The sequence below is a fragment of the Halomonas sp. IOP_14 genome, from assembly GCF_021021315.1.
Classification (GTDB): domain Bacteria; phylum Pseudomonadota; class Gammaproteobacteria; order Pseudomonadales; family Halomonadaceae; genus Vreelandella; species Vreelandella titanicae.
Map to the genome: position 1 here is coordinate 13,271 of NZ_JAINWD010000034.1, position 20,121 is coordinate 33,391.

Consider the following 20,121-nt stretch of genomic DNA (forward strand, 5'->3'; position numbering starts at 1 on the left):
CCCCTTCTTGTGAGTCTGCCTGCTATGAATACCCAATACCGTAAACCGCTGCCTGGCACAGAGCTTGAGTTTTTTGATGCTCGCGAGGCGGTGGAAGATATCCAGCCCGGTGCCTATGCACAGCTGCCCTATACCTCTCGTGTGCTGGCGGAGCAGCTGGTGCGTCGCTGTGATCCTGAATTGCTCACCGATGCGCTAAAACAGTTGATCGAGCGCAAGAGTGACCTGGATTTTCCTTGGTACCCCGCGCGTGTCGTCTGCCACGATATCCTAGGCCAGACTGCTCTGGTCGATTTGGCCGGGCTGCGTGACGCTATTGCCGAGAAGGGTGGTGACCCCGCCAAGGTTAATCCTGTAGTGCCCACCCAGCTAATCGTCGATCATTCACTGGCAGTGGAGCACGCAGGGTCGGAAGAGGGCGCCTTCGAGAAAAACCGCGCCATTGAAGATCGCCGTAACGATGACCGCTTCCACTTTATCAACTGGACTAAAACGGCCTTTGAGAACGTCGATGTAATTCCTCCCGGCAACGGCATCATGCACCAGATCAATCTGGAGAAGATGTCACCGGTGGTGCAGAACCGTGACGGCATTGCCTATCCGGATACCTGTGTGGGTACCGATAGCCATACGCCCATGGTCGATGCCCTTGGCGTTATATCCGTAGGTGTGGGTGGTCTGGAGGCCGAAAGCGTCATGCTGGGCCGTGCCTCCATGATGCGCCTGCCGGATATCGTCGGCGTGGAGCTGACCGGCAAGCTGCAGCCCGGCATTACCGGCACCGATATGGTACTGGCGATTACCGAGTTCCTGCGTAAAGAGCGGGTGGTTGGTGCTTACCTGGAGTTCTACGGTGAAGGTGCCGACGCGCTAACGGTCGGAGATCGCGCCACTATCTCCAATATGACCCCCGAATACGGCGCGACCGCGGCGATGTTCTACATCGATGGCCAAACTATCGACTACCTGAAAATTACCGGCCGTGAAGATGAACAGGTGGCGCTGGTCGAAACCTACGCCAAGCACACCGGCCTGTGGGCGGATAGCTTGACCGAGGTTGAGTACGAGCGGGTACTGACCTTTAACCTCTCGTCGGTAACCCGCACCCTGGCGGGGCCCTCCAACCCCCACGCCCATTTGCCAACTTCAGAGCTTGCCCAGCGTGGTATTGCTGTTGGGCTTGAGGCGGCACAGGCGGAAGAGAAAGCGGGCAAAATGCCCGACGGCGCGGTTATCATCGCCGCCATTACCAGCTGCACCAATACCTCTAACCCACGAAATATGGTCGCCGCCGGGCTTATCGCCCGCAACGCTAACCGGCTGGGTCTGCTGCGTAAACCATGGGTGAAGTCGTCGCTGGCGCCGGGCTCGAAAACCGTCAAGATGTACCTGGAAGAAGCTGGGTTGATGAGCGAGCTGGAAAGCCTCGGCTTTGGGGTGGTGGCCTATGCCTGCACCACCTGTAACGGCATGTCTGGAGCGCTGGATCCAAAAATCCAGCAGGAGATTATTGAGCGTGATCTCTATGCGACCGCCGTGCTTTCCGGCAACCGTAACTTCGACGGCCGTATCCACCCCCATGCCCAACAAGCCTTTCTGGCGTCACCGCCTCTGGTAGTTGCCTATGCCATCGCGGGCACGATTCGCTTTGATATCGAAAAAGACGTCCTGGGCGTGGATCAGGCGGGAAATCCTGTCACTTTGAAGGATATCTGGCCAGCGGATGAAGAGATCGATGCGATTGTTAAATCGTCGGTGAAGCCGGAGCAGTTCCGCCAGACCTATATTCCCATGTTCGATCTGGATAAGAGTGCCCGCGCTCAGGTCAGCCCGCTATATGACTGGCGGCCCCAGAGCACCTATATCCGTCGCCCGCCTTACTGGGAGGGCAATATGGCTAAAGTGCGCACCCTGAAAGGCATGCGGCCGCTGGCAATTTTGCCGGACAATATCACCACCGATCATCTCTCACCCTCCAACGCGATTCAGTTGAACAGCGCGGCAGGGGAGTACTTGGCCAAAATGGGCCTGCCGGAGGAAGACTTCAACTCCTACGCCACCCACCGCGGTGACCACCTGACTGCCCAGCGCGCTACCTTCGCCAACCCGAAGTTGTTCAACGAGATGGTGCGCGATGCCGACGGCAACGTTAAACAGGGCTCGCTGGCGCGGGTAGAGCCGGAAGGCCAAGTCACCCGCATGTGGGAGGCGATTGAAACCTACATGGCCCGCAAGCAGCCGCTGATCATTATTGCCGGGGCGGATTACGGTCAGGGCTCCTCACGGGACTGGGCGGCTAAAGGCGTGGCGCTGGCGGGCGTGGAAGCGATCGCCGCCGAAGGCTTTGAGCGTATTCACCGCACCAACCTGATCGGGATGGGGGTGATGCCGCTGGAGTTTGAGCCCGGGACTACGCGTATGACACTGGGCCTGGACGGCACTGAAACCTTTGATGTCGAAGGCGCCGTTTCGCCAGGGGCGATGCTCACCCTAGTGATCCACCGCCAAAACGGTGAAAGCGAGCGGGTTACGGTGAAGTGCCGTTTGGACACCGCCGAGGAGGTGTCTATTTACACTGCTGGTGGTGTACTGCAGCGTTTTGCCCAGGACTTTCTTGAGTCCACGGCGGCTTAATTGAAACGGCCTAGCTGACCAAGTGAACCCGGTGCCTTTAGCTTTTCGAACCTAGCTTTTCGAATCAGGCTTAGAGCACCGGGTTATTTTTAGGAGTGGTAATGATGAGCGAGTCAGTTCAAAACAAACATGTGCCGCAGATAAAAATTCCAGCCACCTATATGCGCGGCGGCACCAGTAAGGGCGTATTTTTTAAGCTCAACGATCTACCTGAAGCGGCCCAGCAGCCGGGCGTGGCGCGGGATCAGTTGCTACTGCGTGTCATCGGTAGCCCCGACCCTTACGAAAAGCAGATTGATGGTATGGGGGGCGCCACTTCAAGTACCAGCAAGACGGTGATTCTGTCTGAAAGTGAATCGGCAGAACACGATGTGGATTACCTGTTCGGTCAGGTCTCCATCGACAAGCCCTATGTGGATTGGAGCGGTAACTGCGGCAACCTCTCCGCGGCGGTCGGCCCTTTTGCGATTAGCAATGGTCTTGTTGACCCTGCACGTATTCCTGAAAACGGGGTGGCCGAGGTACGCATTTGGCAGGTGAATATACAGAAAACCATCGTCTCACGGGTGCCTATCGTCAATGGCGAAGTGCAGGAAACTGGCGATTTTGAGCTGGATGGCGTGACCTTTCCTGCTGCCGAGATTCCGGTGGCCTTTATGGATCCGGCCGATGGCGAGGGAGCCATTTTTCCCACCGGTAATCTCATTGATCAGCTTGATGTGCCAGGCGTGGGGATATTGAAAGCAACCTTGATTAATGCCGGTATTCCCACCGTGTTTATTAACGCCGCCGACATTGGCTATACCGGCGCCGAGCTGCAGGATGCCATCAATGGTGACAGCCGGGCGCTTGAGATGTTTGAAACTATCCGTGCCCATGGTGCTGTGCGCATGGGGCTAATCAGTGATGTCAGCGAAGCGGGTAAACGACAGCACACGCCCAAAGTGGCTTTCGTAGCGCCGTCGGCGGATTACGTATCATCGAGCGGTAAAAACGTACTGGCGACGGATATCGACCTGCTGGTGCGAGCGCTCTCCATGGGCAAGCTGCACCACGCCATGATGGGCACCGCCGCCGTTGCCATTGCTGCGGCGGCGGCCATTGAAGGCACATTAGTGAACCTGGCCGCCGGTGGCGGTAAACGAAACGAGGTCACCTTCGGGCATCCTTCCGGCAGCCTGCGGGTGGGAGCTGAGGCAAGCCTGGTGGAAGGGCGTTGGCATATCGAACAGGCACTGATGAGCCGCAGCGCGCGGGTGTTGATGGAAGGATTTGTGAGAATTCCTGGTGACAGCTTTTAGGACGCATTCCTTGGGCCATACTGAGTAGGTGATTCAACAGTAGGAGATAGATCCATGTCTGCCACATCCGAAGCCAATGAGCGGCCCGATTACGACCCCGAGCTACAGGCTATTGCCGATTACGTACTCAATTATCAGGTGGCGTCCGATGAGGCATTGGAAACCGCTCGCTACTGCTTAATGGATACGCTTGGCTGCGGGCTGTTGGCGCTGCGTTTTCCAGAGTGCACAAAGCACTTAGGCCCGATAGTGGAGGGCACGGTAGTACCGTTTGGGTCGCGGATACCGGGCACCTCGCTTCGCCTTGACCCGGTTAAGGCGGCGTGGGATATCGGCTGTATCATTCGCTGGTTGGATTATAACGACACTTGGCTTGCCGCCGAGTGGGGGCACCCTTCCGACAATCTTGGCGCGATACTCGCCGTTGCTGACCACCTTTCCCAGCAGCGGGTTGCACAAGGCGACGCTGCGCTTGCGATGCGCGATGTGCTCAACGCCATGATTATGGCCCATGAGATTCAGGGCGTGCTGGCGCTGGAGAATAGCTTCAATCGGGTTGGCCTCGATCACGTGGTGCTGGTGAAGGTCGCCTCTACAGCGGTGGCCGCCAAGCTGTTGGGCGCCAATCGTGAACAGTTGCTCTCGGCGCTTTCACACGCCTGGGTGGATGGTCAGAGCCTGCGCACCTATCGTCATGCGCCAAATGCTGGTTCACGTAAAAGCTGGGCCGCAGGGGACGCCACCTCACGGGGCGTGCGCTTAGCGGATATCGCCCTGCGCGGTGAAATGGGTATTCCCAGCGCGCTCTCGGCGCCCCAATGGGGCTTCTACGATGTGCTGTTCAGTCATGCCAACAAAGATTTGAGCCTCAAACCGGAAGCTGACCGCCGCCTACGCTTTCAGCGGGAGTTTGGCAGCTACGTGATGGAGAACATTCTGTTTAAGATCTCCTTCCCCGCTGAGTTTCACGCTCAAACCGCCTGTGAAGCCGCCGTGACGCTCCATCCGCAGGTGAAAGACCGCTTGGCCGATATCGAGAAAATCGTGCTCACCACCCACGATTCGGCTATTCGGATTATTTCCAAAACCGGCGCACTCGCCAATCCGGCGGATCGTGACCACTGCCTGCAATACATGACAGCGGTGCCGCTTATCTTTGGTGCGCTTACCGCCGAGCACTATGAAGACAGCTTTCATGCAGCTCATCCGCTAATAGATGAGCTGCGTAATAAAATGGTGGTAGAAGAAAACGCCGAGTATTCGGCGGATTACCACGACCCTGAGAAGCGCTCTATCGCTAATGCAGTGCAGGTGTTTTTTAGCGATGGGAGTGCGACCGATAAAGTGACAGTGGAGTATCCGGTCGGCCACCGACGTCGTCGGGAAGAGGGGATGCCGCTATTGGTTGAAAAGTTTGAGCGCAATCTGGCAACTCGCTTTCCGACAAGTCGTTGCCAAAAAATCGCCGAGCTGTGCAGCCATCAAACAACACTTGAAGCGATGCCGGTACACAAATTTATGGATATGTGGATGATTTAACGTGCGCTATTCACAGTGCCCGGTGCTTATACACACCGGGCACTGTGGTGTTAACGAGCGACATGCTCTCCAATGAGGCTATTCAAATGTCACTTGATCGCGCATGCGGTCAACGGTGGCAGGCCCAATGCCGCTGACGCGCTCAAGATCTGCAGCGCTTTCAAAGACGCCATTGGTTTCGCGCTCTTCAATGATCGCGTCGGCTCGGCTGGGGCCGATCCCTGGTAGTTCGGCCAGCAGTTCAGCATCGGCAGTATTGACGTTAATCGGGGCTACATCTTGTGCCAGCACGCCACTGGAAAGCCCTAAGCTAATGCTAAACAGTAGTGCGGCCAGCATTCCTTTAAGTGTCATTTTCATATGCAATGATCCTTTTAATAGCGTTGGTTTTTTGTGTTTACACATGCGACGTCGTGTAGAGGTTTCTACCTGTGCCCGCGTTATCAGTGGGCAAGATAAACGCCGCTGCACTTGTTAACTTAGCCTTATTTAAAGCGTGTTTATGTCAGCGATATATGACAGCAGTTGTAAGATTTTAGCTATGGATATATGGCAAATGGCTTACATGATGAGGGCGCGAGGAGTAGGGAGAGGCTGATATAATGGTCAAAAACGTACTTGGAGTAACGTTGTGGTCACCGATTCCCCGATTATTATTGCCCTTGATTACCCGTCGCTAGACGCCGCGCTGTGCATGGCTGATCAGTTGGATCCCACCCGATGCCGTGTGAAAGTGGGTAAAGAACTGTTCACCCGTAGCGGCCCGGCAGTGCTTGAGGCGCTGCATGGGCGCGGGTTTGAGGTGTTTTTGGATCTTAAATTCCACGATATTCCCAATACCGTTGCCAGCGCTGTGCAGGCGGCGGCGGAGCAGGGCGTGTGGATGGTCAACGTACATGCCAGCGGTGGGCGGCGGATGATGGAGGCGGCCGTGCAACGCCTGGATCAGAATGCCTTAACGACCCATCTAATCGCCGTTACCGTATTGACCAGTATGCAGACCGATGATTTGGCAGAGCTGGGGATCAAGACTCCACTGGCAGAACACGTGGAGCACTTAGCGCTCCTGGCCAAGCAGAGTGGTTTGCAAGGGGTGGTCTGCTCGGCCCAGGAGTCTGCGCGAATCAAAACGCTATGCGGTGAGTCGTTCTTGAAAGTGACCCCTGGTATTAGGCCAAGTTTTGCAGTCGCTAATGACCAACAGCGGACGATGGGCCCCAATGAGGCTATGGCAGCGGGAAGCAGCCACCTGGTCATTGGTCGCCCCGTTACTCAGGCTGACGACCCCATGGTAGCGCTTGAGGCGATTGAGGCGGAGCTAGAGGGGCACTAAATATTTCTGCATACCTTAGCTTTGTGAGCACTATTCGCCCTCCACGCCAATGACCGGCTTAATCGTGCCCCAGAAGCGGCAACTGGGGCACTGCCACTGTAACGCGTCGCTAGCAAAGCCGCAGCGCTGGCAGCGATGACGCGTGCGGTTAAGCAGCAGCGCATCGGTATGATGTTTTAGTAACAGTAGGCGCGTATCCGGGGAAGGTTTTCCACTAAGGCGCTGGCTTTCAATATACAGATCGATCAAATAATCCAGCCCGCCTAAACTCGGCACGGCGCGCAATCGCTCACCAATCAACTCAATCGCTTTGTCGACGCCGTCACGCTGATGAACGAGCTGACCTAGGGCAATAATGGTACTGGTGTAAGGCGCTAGCTCAAGCAGGCGATAGAGGTGCGCTTCGTAGCCGGTGTCATCATTATTGCGCATATAGGCGTGCTTAAGGGCAGGCAGCATGGTGGGGATATGCGCTATCTCCTGGCCGGGGATGTTGTCTAATCGCTCAATAGCGCGGGCATAGTGCCCGTTGTCCATCTCTAGTTCGGCCAGCATCAGGGTGGCGCGAACGCATTTCTCATCCAGCTGCAGGGCTTTTTTGAGATGCTTTTTCGCCAGAGGTCGACTGGCTTCACTAATTTCTTCCAGTGCCAGCTCGCATAGCCAGTGCGCCGCGGGGCGACGCATCTTAGGATACTGTTTAAGCAGCGGCTGAATAACGTCAAGGGCTTGCTGCCACGCTTTTTCACGCTCTAATAAGTCGACGAGCAGCTGTTTGGCAGCATAGCGGTGATCATCATCACCGCTATGCTCCAGCAGGGTATTGAGTAGCCGCTGGGCGCGGTCATGAACACCAAGCGCCATAAAATCCCGAGCAAGTTCAAGCTGGATCTGTTCGTTGGTGTGCTGCGAAAGGGCAGGGCGAGCCAATAGGTTTTGGTGAATGCTAACGGCTTTGTCGGCCTCTCCGCGGGCGCGAAACAGCTTGCCGAGGGCGATATGGGTGTGAACCGTGTCACTGTTGACCGCTAGCACGTTGATAAAAGTATTGATCGCTTCGTCGGGCTGCTCATTAAGCAGGTAATTAAGCCCGACGAAGTAGTCCCGGGAGAGGCCTTGAGAAGAGGCCGCAGGCGGATGGGTGCGATGTCGGCGGCGTAAGGCTTGGCGATAACCTAACCCGTAACCAATGGCAATGGCGACCAACAGTACGCTTAGCAGCGCGACATCCAGCATTTATGCCAGTTCCTTAAACTCCTGGGTGCGTAGGCTATCGAGCTCTTTACGCTGCTGCTTATTCTGGCGCTGGCTGCGGGCCAGGGTGGCTTTTAACCGCACGTAGACACCTAGCATGGCGAGCATGCCGAGTATGACGCCAAACACCAGGGTCGCGAGTAGCCAAACCGAGAGTGATACCGCTGGCAGCTCCAGCCAGATAAGGTTTAAGGCAATGGTTTGCTGATTATTAACGGCAAACAGAATACCTACCAGCACTACTATCAGCAAAATAACGGCTAAAATCAGCCCTTTGATCCAACGCATGTGAGTTTCCTAGTCTGTGACGTTCACGGTAGCGCTATTGTGTACGACTCAAGCGGCGACGTCATCCCACAGAAATTAATAGTCGCGTTTTAGTAGCCTAGTGCTCGACTAGCGTCTACCTGCTCGCGTAGCTCCTTGCCAGGCTTGAAGTGCGGCACATACTTACCTTCCAGATCGACTGCATCGCCTGTTTTTGGATTGCGCCCTACCCGCGGCTCCCGATAGTGCAGTGAAAAGCTGCCGAAACCACGAATTTCAACGCGACCGCCGCTAGCTAGAGAATCCGTCATGTCGTCCAGGATAATACGCACCGCCGTTTCAACATCTTTGGCGGATAACTCCGGCTGACGCATCGCAATTTGTTCGATTAATTCAGATTTAGTCATCGGTTGGCTCCCTGCGAACATTGAAGGCCGTGACGCGCTCTCGACCTCGCTAACATCAAATTCAGCATACTGCGCAATTCAGTATAAAACAATTCAGATAAAACAAGGTTCTACACTCTTTAATAGCATAGGCGATGGAGGGCGCTGGCGCGACCCCACAGCTTAGGTATACTGGCCTTTCATTTATATAACTGGAGCGGCTGACGTTGAACGACGATAATTCCCCAGCAGCCATTTTGCGCAAACGGCTTTACTGGCACTCCCGGCGCGGTATGTGGGAGCTTGACCTGCTGCTTATTCCATTTCTTGAACAGCGTTTTGACCATCTTAGCGAAGCGGATCAACTGGCCTACCAGCAGCTCATTGAAGGCGAGGATCAGGATCTTTTTGTCTGGCTGATGCACCGAGAGTGGCCCGAGGAGCCTAGCCAGCGGCGTATCGTACAAATGATCGTTGAACATGCTGAAACCACCGATAATTCTGCCTATCGTACCCTCTAAGTATTGGCTACTAGCCCAATGTGGATTGTTGATCGGCATTGTGGCGCTGAGCTATTGGGTAGGGGGCATGCCAGCGGCGGTGGCGATAACGGTGTTAGGCGTTGTCCTTGGATGGCGCGGCTATCTTCGTCAACCCAAAGGCGTGCTCTCGCTGACGTCGACGGCGCCACAAGTTCAAGGTCGTTGGCTGCGCGAGTCGCAGCCTGAAGAGGGGGCTCTCACGCGAAATGAGGCTCTGGGCGATACGGATCGAGTACGCTGTGACTATCTAGGGCCCTGGTTAATAGGGCTTTATGTGGGTAAGCAGCGGGTTTGGCTCTGGCCTGATAGCGCGCCTCAACAAAGCTTGCGTGAGGCGCGCAAGCTCTTTCATCGTCCGGGCCGCTAGCGGTTTGTTGCTAACGCGTCTGTTAAGTCGTTCATCGCAAGCGAAGAAGCAACGGCTTCAGGCTGCCGGCTAGGCCAGTCGGTGGAGTAATGCAGTCCGCGTGACTCATGCCGCTGCTGAGCGGCGAGAACAGTCAATAGTGCTAACTGTAGGGTCTGGTGCAGGCGTTTGCCTTCCGGGGCTGTTAGGGCTCCCTGAATCTCTTCCACGCTGTTTAGCAGTGACTTCAAGTGCGTCAGGGCAGTACTTAGCCCGGTGGCGCTGCGCACAATGGAGACATGCTGGCTCATGGTGGTGCGCATTTGTTGGCGTATATCGCTGAGTACTGCCTTGGGTAAGACAGTCGCCGCAGCCTGCGCCGGGGGCTGAAATCCGCTACCGCTGGTCGTTTGGCCGTGCTGTTCCACGTCGGCTAACAGCGCTTGTGCACAGCTGCGGGCAAATACCAAGCACTCTAACAGCGAGTTGCTGGCCATACGGTTGGCGCCATGAAGCCCCGTGCAGGCGGTTTCACCGATGGCATAGAGGTTGGCAACGTTCGTGGCGCCTTGCAAGTCGGTGGCGACACCGCCGCAGCTATAATGGGCGGCAGGCACCACGGGGATAGCCTGCTGGGTGATATCAATCCCCCGGCAGGCACAGTGCGCCAGAATAGTGGGGAAGTGGTGGCGAATTGCCTTTTCACCTAAATGGCGAATATCCAACCACACGTGGCCCAGAGTGCTGCGCTGTATTTCTGCATCAATGGCGCGGGCGACGACATCCCGCGGGGCTAGCTCCGCGCGCTTATCCAGCGCCAGCATGAAACGCTCTCCCGCCTCATTGAGCAGATGCCCGCCTTCACCACGAACCGCCTCACTTATCAAAAACGCCGGGCCTTCGGGGTCAAACAGGCAGGTTGGATGAAACTGTTGAAACTCTAGATTCATTAACCGAGCACCCAGCTCAGCAGCCATCATCATGCCTTCGCCGCTACTAGGAGCGGGCGTAGTGGTGTGGCGGTAAAGGCCGCTTGCGCCGCCAGTGGCCAATACAGTATGGCGCGCAGTGAGCGAGTGCCACTGGTGGTTGGCATCGCTGCCATAGGCGCCGCGGCAGGCACCTTGGGGATCTTGTAGCAGGCCAACCACCGTTAGATCGTTGCGCTGGGTGATGTTGGGGTGCTGCGCTACTTTGTCTACCAGCGTATCCACCACGGCACGGCCGGTGGCGTCGTCAGCATGTATGATCCGCCGTGCGTTGTGGCCGCCTTCTCGGGTTAGATGATATGGGTAGCGTGCGGCAGGGTCGTGCTCGGGTGTAAAGGGAACACCCTTATCAATCAGCCACTGAATAGCAGCGGGCCCATGGGTAACGGTAAAGCGAACGGCCTCGATATCGCATAGCCCATCGCCAGCCACCAAGGTGTCATTGATATGCGCGTCAAGGTCGTCATCCGGCGAGAGCACGGCCGCAATGCCGCCTTGAGCCCAGCGGCTGGCGCCTTGATCATCTTGTGCAGGGCGAACCAGCGTCACGGACCTGTGGTCAGCCACTTCCAAGGCAAGGGTGAGCCCAGCGACGCCGCCGCCAATGATAAGTACATCGGATGTTGGCGTGCTCATGGTGCCCGCTCCCCCTTGATACTGACCGAAATATTGCAAACCCTAAACGTCACTAGCTTCGTCGCGCGCGAAAAGTTAGAAGGCAGGCATCATAGCGCGGCGATTAGCGTTTAGCGATGCTTCGGCTTAAGAAATGAGTGATATTCGGGGAGACAATTGCGCGATGTTCGAGTACGCGAATAGGCGCGGTAAAAGGCCGCGTAAAGAAAACCGATACAGGAAATAAATGACTGAAGAAGAAAAGCTGGAGGGGAAGTAAAACAACAGAAATGGTGCCCGGAGCCGGACTTGAACCGGCACGGGGTTGCCCCCGAGAGATTTTAAGTCTCTTGCGTCTACCGATTTCGCCATCCGGGCTATACATCACAAAAAGATCACATCGCAATGCTGTTTCGTTCTACTTAAAACACCATTGCTACACAAAGATGGAGGCTGGAGTCGGAATCGAACCGGCGTACACGGAGTTGCAGTCCGCTGCATAACCACTCTGCCATCCAGCCTCAAAAGTCGTTGGAGCGGGAAAGGAGATTCGAACTCCCGACCCTCGCCTTGGCAAGGCGATGCTCTACCACTGAGCTATTCCCGCTCGACTCGAGGGCGAATTATACGGATCGCCACCGCGTTGTCAATCAATGAATTAGCGTGTGTTCCTTATTTACTTATCAGCAGCTTACATGGAGCGGCTAAGATGCGGCCAGGCGGCTTTTAGGTACTGAATCATCGACCACAGCGTTAGGATAGCGGCGGTATATAGTACTACAACGCCTAACAGCGCAAATTCGTGCGTCGGTGGAAGCGCCAGCAAGATCAGCAGTGACACCATTTGCAGAGTGGTTTTAAGCTTGCCTATCCAAGAAACCGCCACCATGCCGCGTTTGCCCATTTCAGCCATCCACTCACGCAGCGCCGAAATGACAATTTCCCGGCCGATAATCACCAGCGCAGGGAGCGTCAGCACCAGGGTGTCGTAACGCTCGATCAATAGCGCTAGGGCGACGACCACCATGAGTTTGTCAGCCACTGGGTCTAAAAAAGCGCCAAAAGGCGTTGACTGATTCCAGCGTCGCGCTAAATAGCCATCCAGCCAGTCGGTAATGGAGGCCAGACCAAATAGACCGGCCGCCACGGGCATGCTCCAACTGAAGGGTAGATAAAACAGCACCACTAGCAGCGGAATAAAGGCGATTCTCGCCAGTGTCAGTATGTTGGGTATATTCATCGCAGAGAGCGATCCTTGCCGGAAAATCAGAGGATTCGAAGTGTCTGGCCTCATTCTATCCCCCTTGGCCGATGGCATCCATGCCAAACGGGCGTTTATCCGTTGAGTGCTCGGTAAATACTCTCGGCTAACGACGCATTAATGCCCGGTACGCGAGCGAGTTCATCGCGGCTGGCCTTTTGCACGCCCTGCAGGCCGCCGAAAAAGCGCAGTAATTCCCGTCGACGTTTGGGGCCAATGCCGGGGATATCTTGTAGGGTTGAAGTGCGTCGCGCTTTATCGCGCTGAGCGCGGTGGCCAGCAATGGCAAAACGGTGTGATTCATCACGAATATGCTGGATCAAGTGTAGGGCGGGGGAGGCAGGGTCCAAATCTAGCGGATTGTCCGCTGTTTCCACAAACAGGCTTTCAAGCCCCGCCTTGCGCGTGGTGCCTTTGGCGACACCCAATAGAATGATGTTGACGATGTCGAGTTCTTTAAACACCTCGCGGGCCATATTGAGCTGGCCCTTGCCACCGTCGACGATCAGGATGTCAGGGGCGACTGCTTCACCGCTTTTCACGCGCTTAAGGCGTCGGGTTAGGGCCTGCTGCATGGCAGCGTAGTCATCACCGGCGGCTACCCCTTCAATGCGGAAATGGCGGTAATCGCTTTTGCGTGGGCCTTGGTGATCAAACACCACGCAGGAGGCAACGGTCGCCTCGCCGTGGCTATGGCTGATGTCGAAACACTCCAGGCGTTGCGGTGTGTCCGCTAAGCCCAGCGCTTTCTGCAGGGCGGTAAAGCGTTGAGTGAGCTGGGTTTGGTTGGCCAGTTGAGAGGCTAGCTGCTGCTCAGCGTTGGTAATGGCGAGCTGTTGCCACTGGGCGCGGTGGCCGCGCACTTGGCTGGTAACGCGAATGCGCTTGCCCGCCTGTTGGGTCAGCGCTTCGGCAATCAGCTCGCTGTCGTCTAACGGGTGGCTGGTAATCACTTCGCTGGGCACGTTGTGCGGTTGACCGAAATAGTATTGGCTGACTACTTCGGTGAGCAGCGTTTCAAGCGGTAGATCCAGATCGTTTTTCGGCGTGTGATGACGCGCCCCCAGCAGGCGACCATCGCGCACGCTCAACACCGAAACGCCCAGTGCACCGGGGCGCTGGGCGAGGGCGAAAATATCCGCATCACCGCCGCCGGTGTCGACAAACTGGCGTTGCTGAAGCTGGCGCAGTTGCTGAACCTGGTCGCGAAGACGGGCGGCCTCCTCGAAGTTGAGTGCCTGGCTGGCCTTTTCCATCGTCTCCATCAGTTCTTGAGTAACACTCTCACTTTTGCCTTCCAGGCACATCACTGCGTGTTCGAGGTCGCGCCGGTAGTCTTCGGCGGAGATATAGTCGACGCAGGGAGCGCTACAGCGATGAATCTGATACTGCAAGCAGGGGCGTGAGCGATGGGCAAAGACGCTGTCCTCGCAGTTGCGAATATGAAATATCTTTTGCATCAGCGCCAAGCTTTCACGCACGGCTCCGCTGCTAGGGTAGGGGCCTAGGTAGCGACCATCGTCGCTGCGCTGACGGGCGCGCTTATACTCAAGTGCCGGGTAAGGATGGCGGTCGGTAACAAAGACAAACGGGTAGGACTTATCGTCGCGCAGTAAAATGTTATAAGGCGGACGCAATTGTTTGATCAGCGTCTGTTCGAGCAGAAGGGCTTCAGTTTCCGTGCGGGTGACGGTGACCTGAACGTCGGCGATACGCCCCACCATGGCCTGGGTTTTGGTATTCAGTTGACCACGGAAATAGCTGGCTAGGCGTGCCTTTAAGCGCTTGGCTTTGCCCACATAGAGCGTATTGCTTTGCTCGTCGAGCATGCGGTAAACCCCTGGCGAGGAGCTTACCGAGCTCAAGAACTGTTTTGAATCAAAGGTCATATTAGCGTGTCGGTACCCGATAACAGCAGGGAAGATAGGGGTTATATTTGGGTGGCGTCAAACCCCTCGACCAGCCCGTGACGGAGCGCTAAGTGAGTAAGCTCGACGTCGGTGGCAACCTGTAGTTTATCAAAGAGTCGGTAACGATAGGTGTTTACCGTTTTAGGGCTTAAGTGCAGGCGATCGGAGATATCTTGCACTCGCTGGCAGTTAACGATCATCAGGGCAATCTGTAGCTCACGGTGGGAGAGGTGGCTAAACGGATTATCTTCCTCGGTGAAGTGCGAAAGCGCCAGGCGTTGGGCAATTTCCTGACTGACATAGCGGCGGCCATGAAACACTTGGCGAATGGCATCGGTCATCTCTATCGCATCTGCACCTTTGCTTAAAAAGCCTGAAGCACCTGCTTCAAGCATGCGGCGCAGCACGCTGTCTTCCATATGCGCGGTCAAGATCAAGACCTTCACGTCTTCCATGTTGCGGTGAATGCGTCGAGTGGCTTCGAGCCCGCCTATGCCCGGCATGCGAATATCCATCAACACGATGTCGGGTTTTAAATGGCGACACTGTGTTACTGCACTTTCGCCATCGTCGACCTCGCCCACAATTTTAATGTCACACTCTTCATTTAGCAGGTGAGCAATGCTAGTTCTTACTAGGTGATGATCATCGGCGATAAGTACACTGATCAATGGACAGGCTCCTGCTTGGAAACATCATGGACTCAGGCGTTGGCCTTGGACACTACTCTATCTTGTTAACTATATGTGCATATAGAGTGCCACAGCTAACGACAAAGGAGAATTAGTTGTCCGCTGCTGATGTAAAAACTTGACCGCGGTAAATGTTCACCGTAGTATCCGCCTCGCTGTTGGAAAGACAGCACGTGGGGCCTTAGCTCAGCTGGGAGAGCGCAACACTGGCAGTGTTGAGGTCAGCGGTTCGATCCCGCTAGGCTCCACCAACAAAAATTTCACCCAATATTAGAAAAAAGCCTCGTTGTTTAAACGAGGCTTTTTTTGTTTGCAGTAAATCGTTTATTCAGTGACCTTACCCAGAAGCAAAAACTCGATCAACGCTTTTTGTGCATGCAGGCGGTTGCCTGCTTCCTGCCAAACCACGGCACGTGGGTCGTCGAGCAGCGTGTGGCTGATCTCTTCTCCGCGATGGGCAGGCAGGCAGTGCAGGAAGAGGACGTCTTGGTCTGCCTGATCGAGCATGGCTTCAGTAACTTGGAAACCTGCGAAGTCGGCTTCACGTTTCGCCTGCTCCTCCTCTTGGCCCATGGAGGCCCAAACGTCGGTGGTGATCAGGTCGACGTGCTTTACCGCTTCCTGAGGGTCGTGCAGCAGCGTTACTTGATCGCCAGCGGCCGCCATAATATCGGCTCGGGGCTCGTAGCCTTTCGGGCAGCAAATGCGCAGATGGAAACCGAATTGGCGAGCGGCATTGATCCAGGAGTGGCACATGTTGTTACCATCACCAATCCACACTGCTGTGCGTCCCTTTACGCTGCCGCGTAGCTCAGTCCAGGTCATCACGTCGGCAAGTAGCTGGCAGGGGTGGTAGTCATCGCTTAAGGCGTTAATCACCGGTACGCTGCTGGCGCTGGCGTAGGTTTCCAGCCCAGCGTGGGAGAAGGTGCGAATCATCACCGCATCGACCATTTCAGACAGTACGCGAGCGGTGTCTTCAATTGGTTCGCCACGACCCAGCTGAGTATCGCGGGGGGAGAGAAAGAGTGCATGGCCGCCAAACTGTGCCATTCCCGTTTCAAACGAAACCCGTGTACGCGTCGATGATTTTTCAAAGATCATCGCCAGGGTACGGTTGGGGAAGGGTGTGTAAACAGGACCTTGGGCTTTTAGATTAGTTTTGATCGTAATGGCACGCTGGATCAAATAGTCCAGCTCATCTGGGGTCAAATCTAGCAAGGTCAGGAAATGGCGTGTCGCCATAAGGGCTTCTCTCCGCGCAAAAACACTATCCTAGCTATGCTGCAGGGGATGCGCAACGCGAACGGCATGCGTAGAATGCCATATACACGTTAAAGCCGAGCGCTCTACTCAGGTACTATTCTAAGTACGATTTCTTAAGTACTAGTCTCAAGTACCCATTACAAGGGCTAGGTTTTAGAATCAGGTTCAAGGGCTAAGCCTAGTAGATGAGTGAGAGGGCATCGGTCATCAATAAGCGAGGAAATAGTATGAGCACAACTGCCGAAAACATTCAGCGTCAAATTAGCGAAAATCCGATCCTGATTTACATGAAAGGTTCGCCCCAACTGCCTCAGTGTGGGTTTTCTGCCCAGACCGTCCAAGCGCTTATGAGCTGTGGCGAGCGTTTTGCGTTCGTTAACGTTCTGGATAATCCGGATATTCGCGCCGAGCTGCCCAAAATTGCTAACTGGCCGACCTTCCCACAACTGTGGGTAGAAGGCGAGCTGGTGGGTGGTTGCGACATCGTGGTTGAGATGCATCAAAGTGGCGAGCTGGAAAAGCTAGTAAAAGCCGCTGCTGAGCGTGCTGGTGCGGCGGAAGGTGGTGATAACGCCTAGGCGTTGTCTAAAATAGCCCGCTTTATTCAGGCGGTTGGCGGGCTGCGGTGCAACCGTTAGAATGGCGTTTGTTCTCGCATCGTCTTTGTTATGCATCGTGGCCTTTGCCCCGCGCTGGCTATAGCGTGGGGCAAGTCAGCCCGCCGAAGGAAGTACAGCTTCATGAGTTATCAGGTTCTGGCCCGTAAGTGGCGGCCTCGCACATTCCACGAACTCGTGGGCCAGGCCCATGTTCAACGCGCCTTGGTCAATGCCCTGGATCAGGGTCGTTTGCATCATGCCTACCTGTTTACGGGGACTCGCGGTGTGGGCAAAACCACCTTGGCGCGTATTCTTGCCAAGTGTTTGAACTGCACGGCTGACGGACGTGGTGATGAGGGCATTACCTCTACACCGTGTGGGCAGTGCGATAGCTGTCAGGCAATTGATGAAGGGCGCTTTGTTGATCTTATTGAGGTCGATGCGGCGTCAAGAACCAAAGTAGAAGATACCCGGGAACTGCTGGACAATGTCCAGTATGCGCCTACCCAAGGGCGTTATAAGGTGTACCTGATCGATGAGGTGCACATGCTTTCCACCAGCAGTTTCAATGCGCTGCTGAAAACGCTGGAAGAGCCTCCCCCTCACGTTAAATTTCTGTTGGCGACCACCGACCCGCAAAAACTGCCGCCGACGGTACTTTCACGCTGTCTTCAATTTACCCTCAAACATATGCCACCAGAGCGCGTGGTGGAGCATCTCACCTATGTGTTGGGTGAAGAGGGCGTCGCTTTTGATGAAAGCGCCTTGTGGCTATTGGGTAAGGCGGCGGAAGGCTCAATGCGCGATGCCATGAGCCTCACCGACCAGGCTATTGCGTTTGGCCAGGGGGCCGTTCGCCATGCGGATGTGGCCGCCATGCTGGGTACCTTGGATCATCGCCATATTCTTGGGCTGGCAGAGTCTCTGGCCGATGTGGATGTACAGCGCCTGCTCTCCGAAGTGGCCGAATTAGCCGAGCAAGGCCCGGACTTTGCCGCGGTGTTGGATGAGCTATCGAGCATACTGCACCGCTTGGCAGTGGCGCAGATGGTGCCGGATGCCGTGGATAACAGCCATGGTGATCGTGACGTTATCCTGCAGCTAGCAAGCCGCTTCACTGCTGAAGACATTCAGCTCTATTACCAAATTGGTATTCAGGGGCGTGGGGACATGGTGCACGCTCCTGATCTGCGCAGCGCGTTAGAGATGACGTTGCTGCGTATGTTGGCATTTCGCCCTCAGGGTGTACCGAAACCGCCGCGTACCCCGCTACCGCTTCGCCGCGAGCCTTCTCAATCGGCAGCGACCGAAACGAGTGCTCAAGTGGCAGGGGCAGAGGCGCCATCACCGGCGCCACAGCCCTCGCCAGCAGCTGATGCAAAGCCAGACGTTCATTCCACACCAGATGCTCAGCCTGAAACGCCATTAGAGCCAAGCCCTGAGCAGACAGCGCCTGCCGCTGAAGAGGAGCCTCCGCTGCAAGAGCCACCGCCTTGGGCAGTCGAGGCGGATACGCAAGCGGCTGAGGTGGAAGCTCCCCAGCAAGCCGCTGAGCCAGAGGCTATGTCTGAATCAGAACTTGTTACTGAGCCCAAGCCTGTTACTGAGCCAGTGCCAGCCTCAGCGCCTTCACCCGATGCCGAGCCACAAACGGTGGAGCCCTCAACGGCTGCAGCGCCAGAAGCTGAACCAGAGGTCGTTCCAGAAGCCCTGTCAGAAACCCTGCCAGAAGCCTTTCCAGAAAGCCGGCCGGACATTCAGTCCGGCAAGCTGGATAATGCGCAGTGGTTGCAGTGCTTTGATTCTCTTGGCTTGGGCGGCTTAACCCGTAACTTGGCGGGCAACTGTCTGGTCGAGAGTGACGACGGTACGCTGCTGACGCTGCGCCTCGACCCCAGCCAAGAGGCCATGCAGGCGGAAGTGCATCAAACCCGCATTGAGCGGGCGCTAAAAGAGCAGGGTATGCCAAGGCGAATAGCGTTTTACGTTGCCGAGTTGTCTAATAGCCTTGAGACGCCACGGCAGCGCGAAGAGCGTCTTAATAAAGAGCGTCATGCCCAGGCGGTTGATCTACTCAATCACGACCCCCATGTACAAAAGTTACAGCAGGCGTTTGGGGCAAAGCTGATAGAATCCAGCGTAAAGCCTGCCGACGCTATGCGCTAAGCTCATTTTCTAGACGCGTGATAGAAACACTCGTTTTAGCTATACCTTTTAACTACGTATGTTGGAGATCAGACCATGCTTAAAGGTGGAATGGGCAACTTAATGAAGCAAGCCCAAGAGATGCAGGAAAAAATGCAGCAAGCCCAGGAAGAGGTCGCCAAAGCCGAAGTCCAGGGTGAGGCGGGTGCCGGTATGGTCAAGGTCACCATGAACGGTCGTCATGACGTTTCAAACGTGACCATTGACCCCAGCGTCATGGAAGAGGACAAAGAGTTGCTGGAAGATTTGCTAGCCGCGGCGGTCAATGACGCAGTGCGCAAATTGGAAGTCAGTTCTAAACAGAAAATGGAAGAAGCGACGGCAGGTTTGAACCTTCCGCCCGGCTTTAAGATGCCGTTCTAAGCAATGCGTTTTTCTCCTCTCGTTGAGCAGTTAATGGATGCGTTTCGCGTATTGCCAGGCGTTGGGCCCAAAACGGCTCAGCGCATGGCGATGCATTTGCTGGAGCGTGAGCGTCCTGGAGGGCAGCGTCTGGCGGCGGTTATTCAACAAGCGATCGATGAAGTTGGATACTGCCAGCGTTGCCGCACGCTCACTGAAGCAGATATCTGCATGCTATGTGAAAGCCCGCGGCGCGATGATGCACTACTTTGCGTGGTGGAGTCGCCTGCCGATCAATTGGCGATTGAAGAAGCCGGTGGTTTTAAGGGGCGCTATTTTGTGCTCCACGGGCACCTTTCGCCGCTAGATGGCGTGGGGCCTGAGTCGATCGGTTTAGACTTACTGGAAGCGCGTGTTGCAGAAGGGCTCATCGAAGAGGTGGTGTTGGCGACTAACCCCACTATCGAAGGTGAAGCGACCGCCCATTATATTGCTTCGCTACTAGCAGAACACGGTGTCAAACTCTCGCGGCTTGCCTATGGCGTTCCCATGGGTGGAGAGCTGGAGTACGTAGATGGCGGCACTTTGAGCCGTGCATTTAATGGTCGCCTGCCGTTTGCCAGTGAATAAGCCTACCTAA

At 55.7% G+C, this 20,121-nt stretch carries 19 protein-coding genes and 4 tRNA genes; 11 read left to right on the plus strand and 12 right to left on the minus strand.

Annotated features, from left to right (window positions below):
* Nucleotides 1-24 precede the first annotated feature (24 nt).
* From acnD to prpD, 3 genes are all read left to right on the plus strand, one after another.
* Nucleotides 25-2,634, plus strand: a complete 2,610-nt coding sequence (gene acnD, locus K7H09_RS18580; protein WP_041159203.1) for a Fe/S-dependent 2-methylisocitrate dehydratase AcnD — start codon at nt 25-27, stop codon at nt 2,632-2,634.
* A gap of 101 nt (nt 2,635-2,735) precedes the next feature.
* Complete coding sequence (prpF, locus tag K7H09_RS18585; RefSeq protein WP_052475726.1) at nt 2,736-3,935, plus strand: 2-methylaconitate cis-trans isomerase PrpF; 1,200 nt, start codon at nt 2,736-2,738, stop codon at nt 3,933-3,935.
* 54 nt (nt 3,936-3,989) lie between these two features.
* Nucleotides 3,990-5,474, plus strand: a complete 1,485-nt coding sequence (gene prpD, locus K7H09_RS18590) for a 2-methylcitrate dehydratase (RefSeq protein ID WP_009288001.1) — start codon at nt 3,990-3,992, stop codon at nt 5,472-5,474.
* 78 nt (nt 5,475-5,552) lie between these two features.
* Here the strand turns inward: prpD and K7H09_RS18595 are convergent, their stop codons facing one another.
* Nucleotides 5,553-5,834, minus strand: coding sequence for a ComEA family DNA-binding protein (locus K7H09_RS18595; protein ID WP_022522901.1), 282 nt, complete (start codon nt 5,832-5,834; stop codon nt 5,553-5,555).
* 271 nt (nt 5,835-6,105) lie between these two features.
* Between K7H09_RS18595 and pyrF the strand changes: the two genes are divergently transcribed.
* The gene (gene pyrF / locus K7H09_RS18600) at nt 6,106-6,807 is read left to right on the plus strand and encodes an orotidine-5'-phosphate decarboxylase (RefSeq protein WP_041159204.1); all 702 of its coding nucleotides are present in this window, start codon (nt 6,106-6,108) and stop codon (nt 6,805-6,807) included.
* Between the two features lie 30 nt (nt 6,808-6,837).
* On the opposite strand, the gene lapB is transcribed toward pyrF, so the two are convergent.
* From lapB to K7H09_RS18615, 3 genes are all read right to left on the minus strand, one after another.
* Entirely contained in the window at nt 6,838-8,043 is a 1,206-nt protein-coding gene (gene lapB, locus K7H09_RS18605; protein WP_009288003.1) for a lipopolysaccharide assembly protein LapB, read from the minus strand.
* On the minus strand, nt 8,044-8,349 hold the full coding sequence (locus tag K7H09_RS18610; RefSeq protein ID WP_027958442.1) for a LapA family protein: 306 nt from the start codon (nt 8,347-8,349) through the stop codon (nt 8,044-8,046).
* Between the two features lie 89 nt (nt 8,350-8,438).
* Nucleotides 8,439-8,735: an integration host factor subunit beta gene (locus tag K7H09_RS18615; protein WP_008959540.1), complete on the minus strand. Its 297-nt coding sequence runs from the start codon at nt 8,733-8,735 to the stop codon at nt 8,439-8,441.
* Between the two features lie 206 nt (nt 8,736-8,941).
* On the opposite strand from K7H09_RS18615, the gene K7H09_RS18620 reads away from it, so the two are divergent.
* Entirely contained in the window at nt 8,942-9,235 is a 294-nt protein-coding gene (locus K7H09_RS18620; protein WP_039860102.1) for an FAD assembly factor SdhE, read from the plus strand.
* Nucleotides 9,195-9,623 (plus strand): hypothetical protein, encoded by a 429-nt coding sequence (locus K7H09_RS18625; RefSeq protein WP_230805493.1) that lies wholly within the window; start codon nt 9,195-9,197, stop codon nt 9,621-9,623. The genes K7H09_RS18620 and K7H09_RS18625 overlap by 41 nt, the downstream gene beginning before the upstream one ends.
* Here the strand turns inward: K7H09_RS18625 and nadB are convergent.
* The 7 genes from nadB to uvrY all read right to left on the minus strand — a co-directional run bounded on the left by nadB (nt 9,620) and on the right by uvrY (nt 15,048).
* Nucleotides 9,620-11,227: an L-aspartate oxidase gene (nadB, locus tag K7H09_RS18630; protein WP_039860105.1), complete on the minus strand. Its 1,608-nt coding sequence runs from the start codon at nt 11,225-11,227 to the stop codon at nt 9,620-9,622. The two genes, K7H09_RS18625 and nadB, sit on opposite strands and share 4 nt — an antisense overlap.
* A 270-nt stretch (nt 11,228-11,497) precedes the next feature.
* Nucleotides 11,498-11,584, minus strand: a tRNA-Leu gene (locus K7H09_RS18635).
* A gap of 69 nt (nt 11,585-11,653) precedes the next feature.
* A tRNA-Cys gene (locus K7H09_RS18640) sits at nt 11,654-11,727 on the minus strand.
* 11 nt (nt 11,728-11,738) lie between these two features.
* Nucleotides 11,739-11,813, minus strand: a tRNA-Gly gene (locus K7H09_RS18645).
* Nucleotides 11,814-11,897: 84 nt separating this feature from the next.
* Nucleotides 11,898-12,446, minus strand: a complete 549-nt coding sequence (pgsA, locus tag K7H09_RS18650) for a CDP-diacylglycerol--glycerol-3-phosphate 3-phosphatidyltransferase (RefSeq protein WP_027958445.1) — start codon at nt 12,444-12,446, stop codon at nt 11,898-11,900.
* A 95-nt stretch (nt 12,447-12,541) separates the two neighbouring features.
* A complete protein-coding gene (uvrC, locus tag K7H09_RS18655; protein ID WP_141440902.1) occupies nt 12,542-14,356 on the minus strand; it encodes an excinuclease ABC subunit UvrC in 1,815 nt (604 codons plus the stop codon).
* Between the two features lie 41 nt (nt 14,357-14,397).
* Complete coding sequence (uvrY, locus tag K7H09_RS18660) at nt 14,398-15,048, minus strand: UvrY/SirA/GacA family response regulator transcription factor (protein ID WP_009288007.1); 651 nt, start codon at nt 15,046-15,048, stop codon at nt 14,398-14,400.
* A gap of 196 nt (nt 15,049-15,244) precedes the next feature.
* Between uvrY and K7H09_RS18665 the strand changes: the two genes are divergently transcribed.
* Nucleotides 15,245-15,320: transfer RNA gene (locus K7H09_RS18665), tRNA-Ala, on the plus strand.
* 73 nt (nt 15,321-15,393) lie between these two features.
* Here the strand turns inward: K7H09_RS18665 and argF are convergent.
* Nucleotides 15,394-16,314, minus strand: a complete 921-nt coding sequence (argF, locus tag K7H09_RS18670; RefSeq protein ID WP_009288008.1) for an ornithine carbamoyltransferase — start codon at nt 16,312-16,314, stop codon at nt 15,394-15,396.
* A 248-nt stretch (nt 16,315-16,562) separates the two neighbouring features.
* On the opposite strand from argF, the gene grxD reads away from it, so the two are divergent.
* From grxD to recR, 4 genes are all read left to right on the plus strand, one after another.
* On the plus strand, nt 16,563-16,913 hold the full coding sequence (gene grxD, locus K7H09_RS18675; RefSeq protein WP_022522910.1) for a Grx4 family monothiol glutaredoxin: 351 nt from the start codon (nt 16,563-16,565) through the stop codon (nt 16,911-16,913).
* Nucleotides 16,914-17,075: 162 nt separating this feature from the next.
* On the plus strand, nt 17,076-19,100 hold the full coding sequence (dnaX, locus tag K7H09_RS18680; protein ID WP_141440903.1) for a DNA polymerase III subunit gamma/tau: 2,025 nt from the start codon (nt 17,076-17,078) through the stop codon (nt 19,098-19,100).
* Between the two features lie 75 nt (nt 19,101-19,175).
* Nucleotides 19,176-19,502 carry a YbaB/EbfC family nucleoid-associated protein gene (locus tag K7H09_RS18685; protein ID WP_022522912.1) on the plus strand — a complete coding sequence of 109 codons (327 nt, stop codon included), beginning with the start codon at nt 19,176-19,178 and terminating at the stop codon, nt 19,500-19,502.
* Nucleotides 19,503-19,505: 3 nt separating this feature from the next.
* Nucleotides 19,506-20,111, plus strand: coding sequence for a recombination mediator RecR (gene recR / locus K7H09_RS18690; protein ID WP_041159206.1), 606 nt, complete (start codon nt 19,506-19,508; stop codon nt 20,109-20,111).
* Nucleotides 20,112-20,121: the final 10 nt, after the last annotated feature.

What these genes read in the sequence shown, in the direction of transcription:
- argF (WP_009288008.1), bottom strand. Translation starts at nt 16,314, where the DNA reads ATGGCGACACGCCATTTCCTGACCTTGCTAGATTTGACCCCAGATGAG.
- acnD (WP_041159203.1), top strand. Translation starts at nt 25, where the DNA reads ATGAATACCCAATACCGTAAACCGCTGCCTGGCACAGAGCTTGAGTTT.
- dnaX (WP_141440903.1), top strand. Translation starts at nt 17,076, where the DNA reads ATGAGTTATCAGGTTCTGGCCCGTAAGTGGCGGCCTCGCACATTCCAC.
- K7H09_RS18615 (WP_008959540.1), bottom strand. Translation starts at nt 8,735, where the DNA reads ATGACTAAATCTGAATTAATCGAACAAATTGCGATGCGTCAGCCGGAG.
- K7H09_RS18610 (WP_027958442.1), bottom strand. Translation starts at nt 8,349, where the DNA reads ATGCGTTGGATCAAAGGGCTGATTTTAGCCGTTATTTTGCTGATAGTA.
- pgsA (WP_027958445.1), bottom strand. Translation starts at nt 12,446, where the DNA reads ATGAATATACCCAACATACTGACACTGGCGAGAATCGCCTTTATTCCG.
- recR (WP_041159206.1), top strand. Translation starts at nt 19,506, where the DNA reads ATGCGTTTTTCTCCTCTCGTTGAGCAGTTAATGGATGCGTTTCGCGTA.
- K7H09_RS18595 (WP_022522901.1), bottom strand. Translation starts at nt 5,834, where the DNA reads ATGAAAATGACACTTAAAGGAATGCTGGCCGCACTACTGTTTAGCATT.
- lapB (WP_009288003.1), bottom strand. Translation starts at nt 8,043, where the DNA reads ATGCTGGATGTCGCGCTGCTAAGCGTACTGTTGGTCGCCATTGCCATT.
- K7H09_RS18625 (WP_230805493.1), top strand. Translation starts at nt 9,195, where the DNA reads ATGCTGAAACCACCGATAATTCTGCCTATCGTACCCTCTAAGTATTGG.
- K7H09_RS18685 (WP_022522912.1), top strand. Translation starts at nt 19,176, where the DNA reads ATGCTTAAAGGTGGAATGGGCAACTTAATGAAGCAAGCCCAAGAGATG.
- prpD (WP_009288001.1), top strand. Translation starts at nt 3,990, where the DNA reads ATGTCTGCCACATCCGAAGCCAATGAGCGGCCCGATTACGACCCCGAG.
- grxD (WP_022522910.1), top strand. Translation starts at nt 16,563, where the DNA reads ATGAGCACAACTGCCGAAAACATTCAGCGTCAAATTAGCGAAAATCCG.
- uvrC (WP_141440902.1), bottom strand. Translation starts at nt 14,356, where the DNA reads ATGACCTTTGATTCAAAACAGTTCTTGAGCTCGGTAAGCTCCTCGCCA.
- nadB (WP_039860105.1), bottom strand. Translation starts at nt 11,227, where the DNA reads ATGAGCACGCCAACATCCGATGTACTTATCATTGGCGGCGGCGTCGCT.
- prpF (WP_052475726.1), top strand. Translation starts at nt 2,736, where the DNA reads ATGATGAGCGAGTCAGTTCAAAACAAACATGTGCCGCAGATAAAAATT.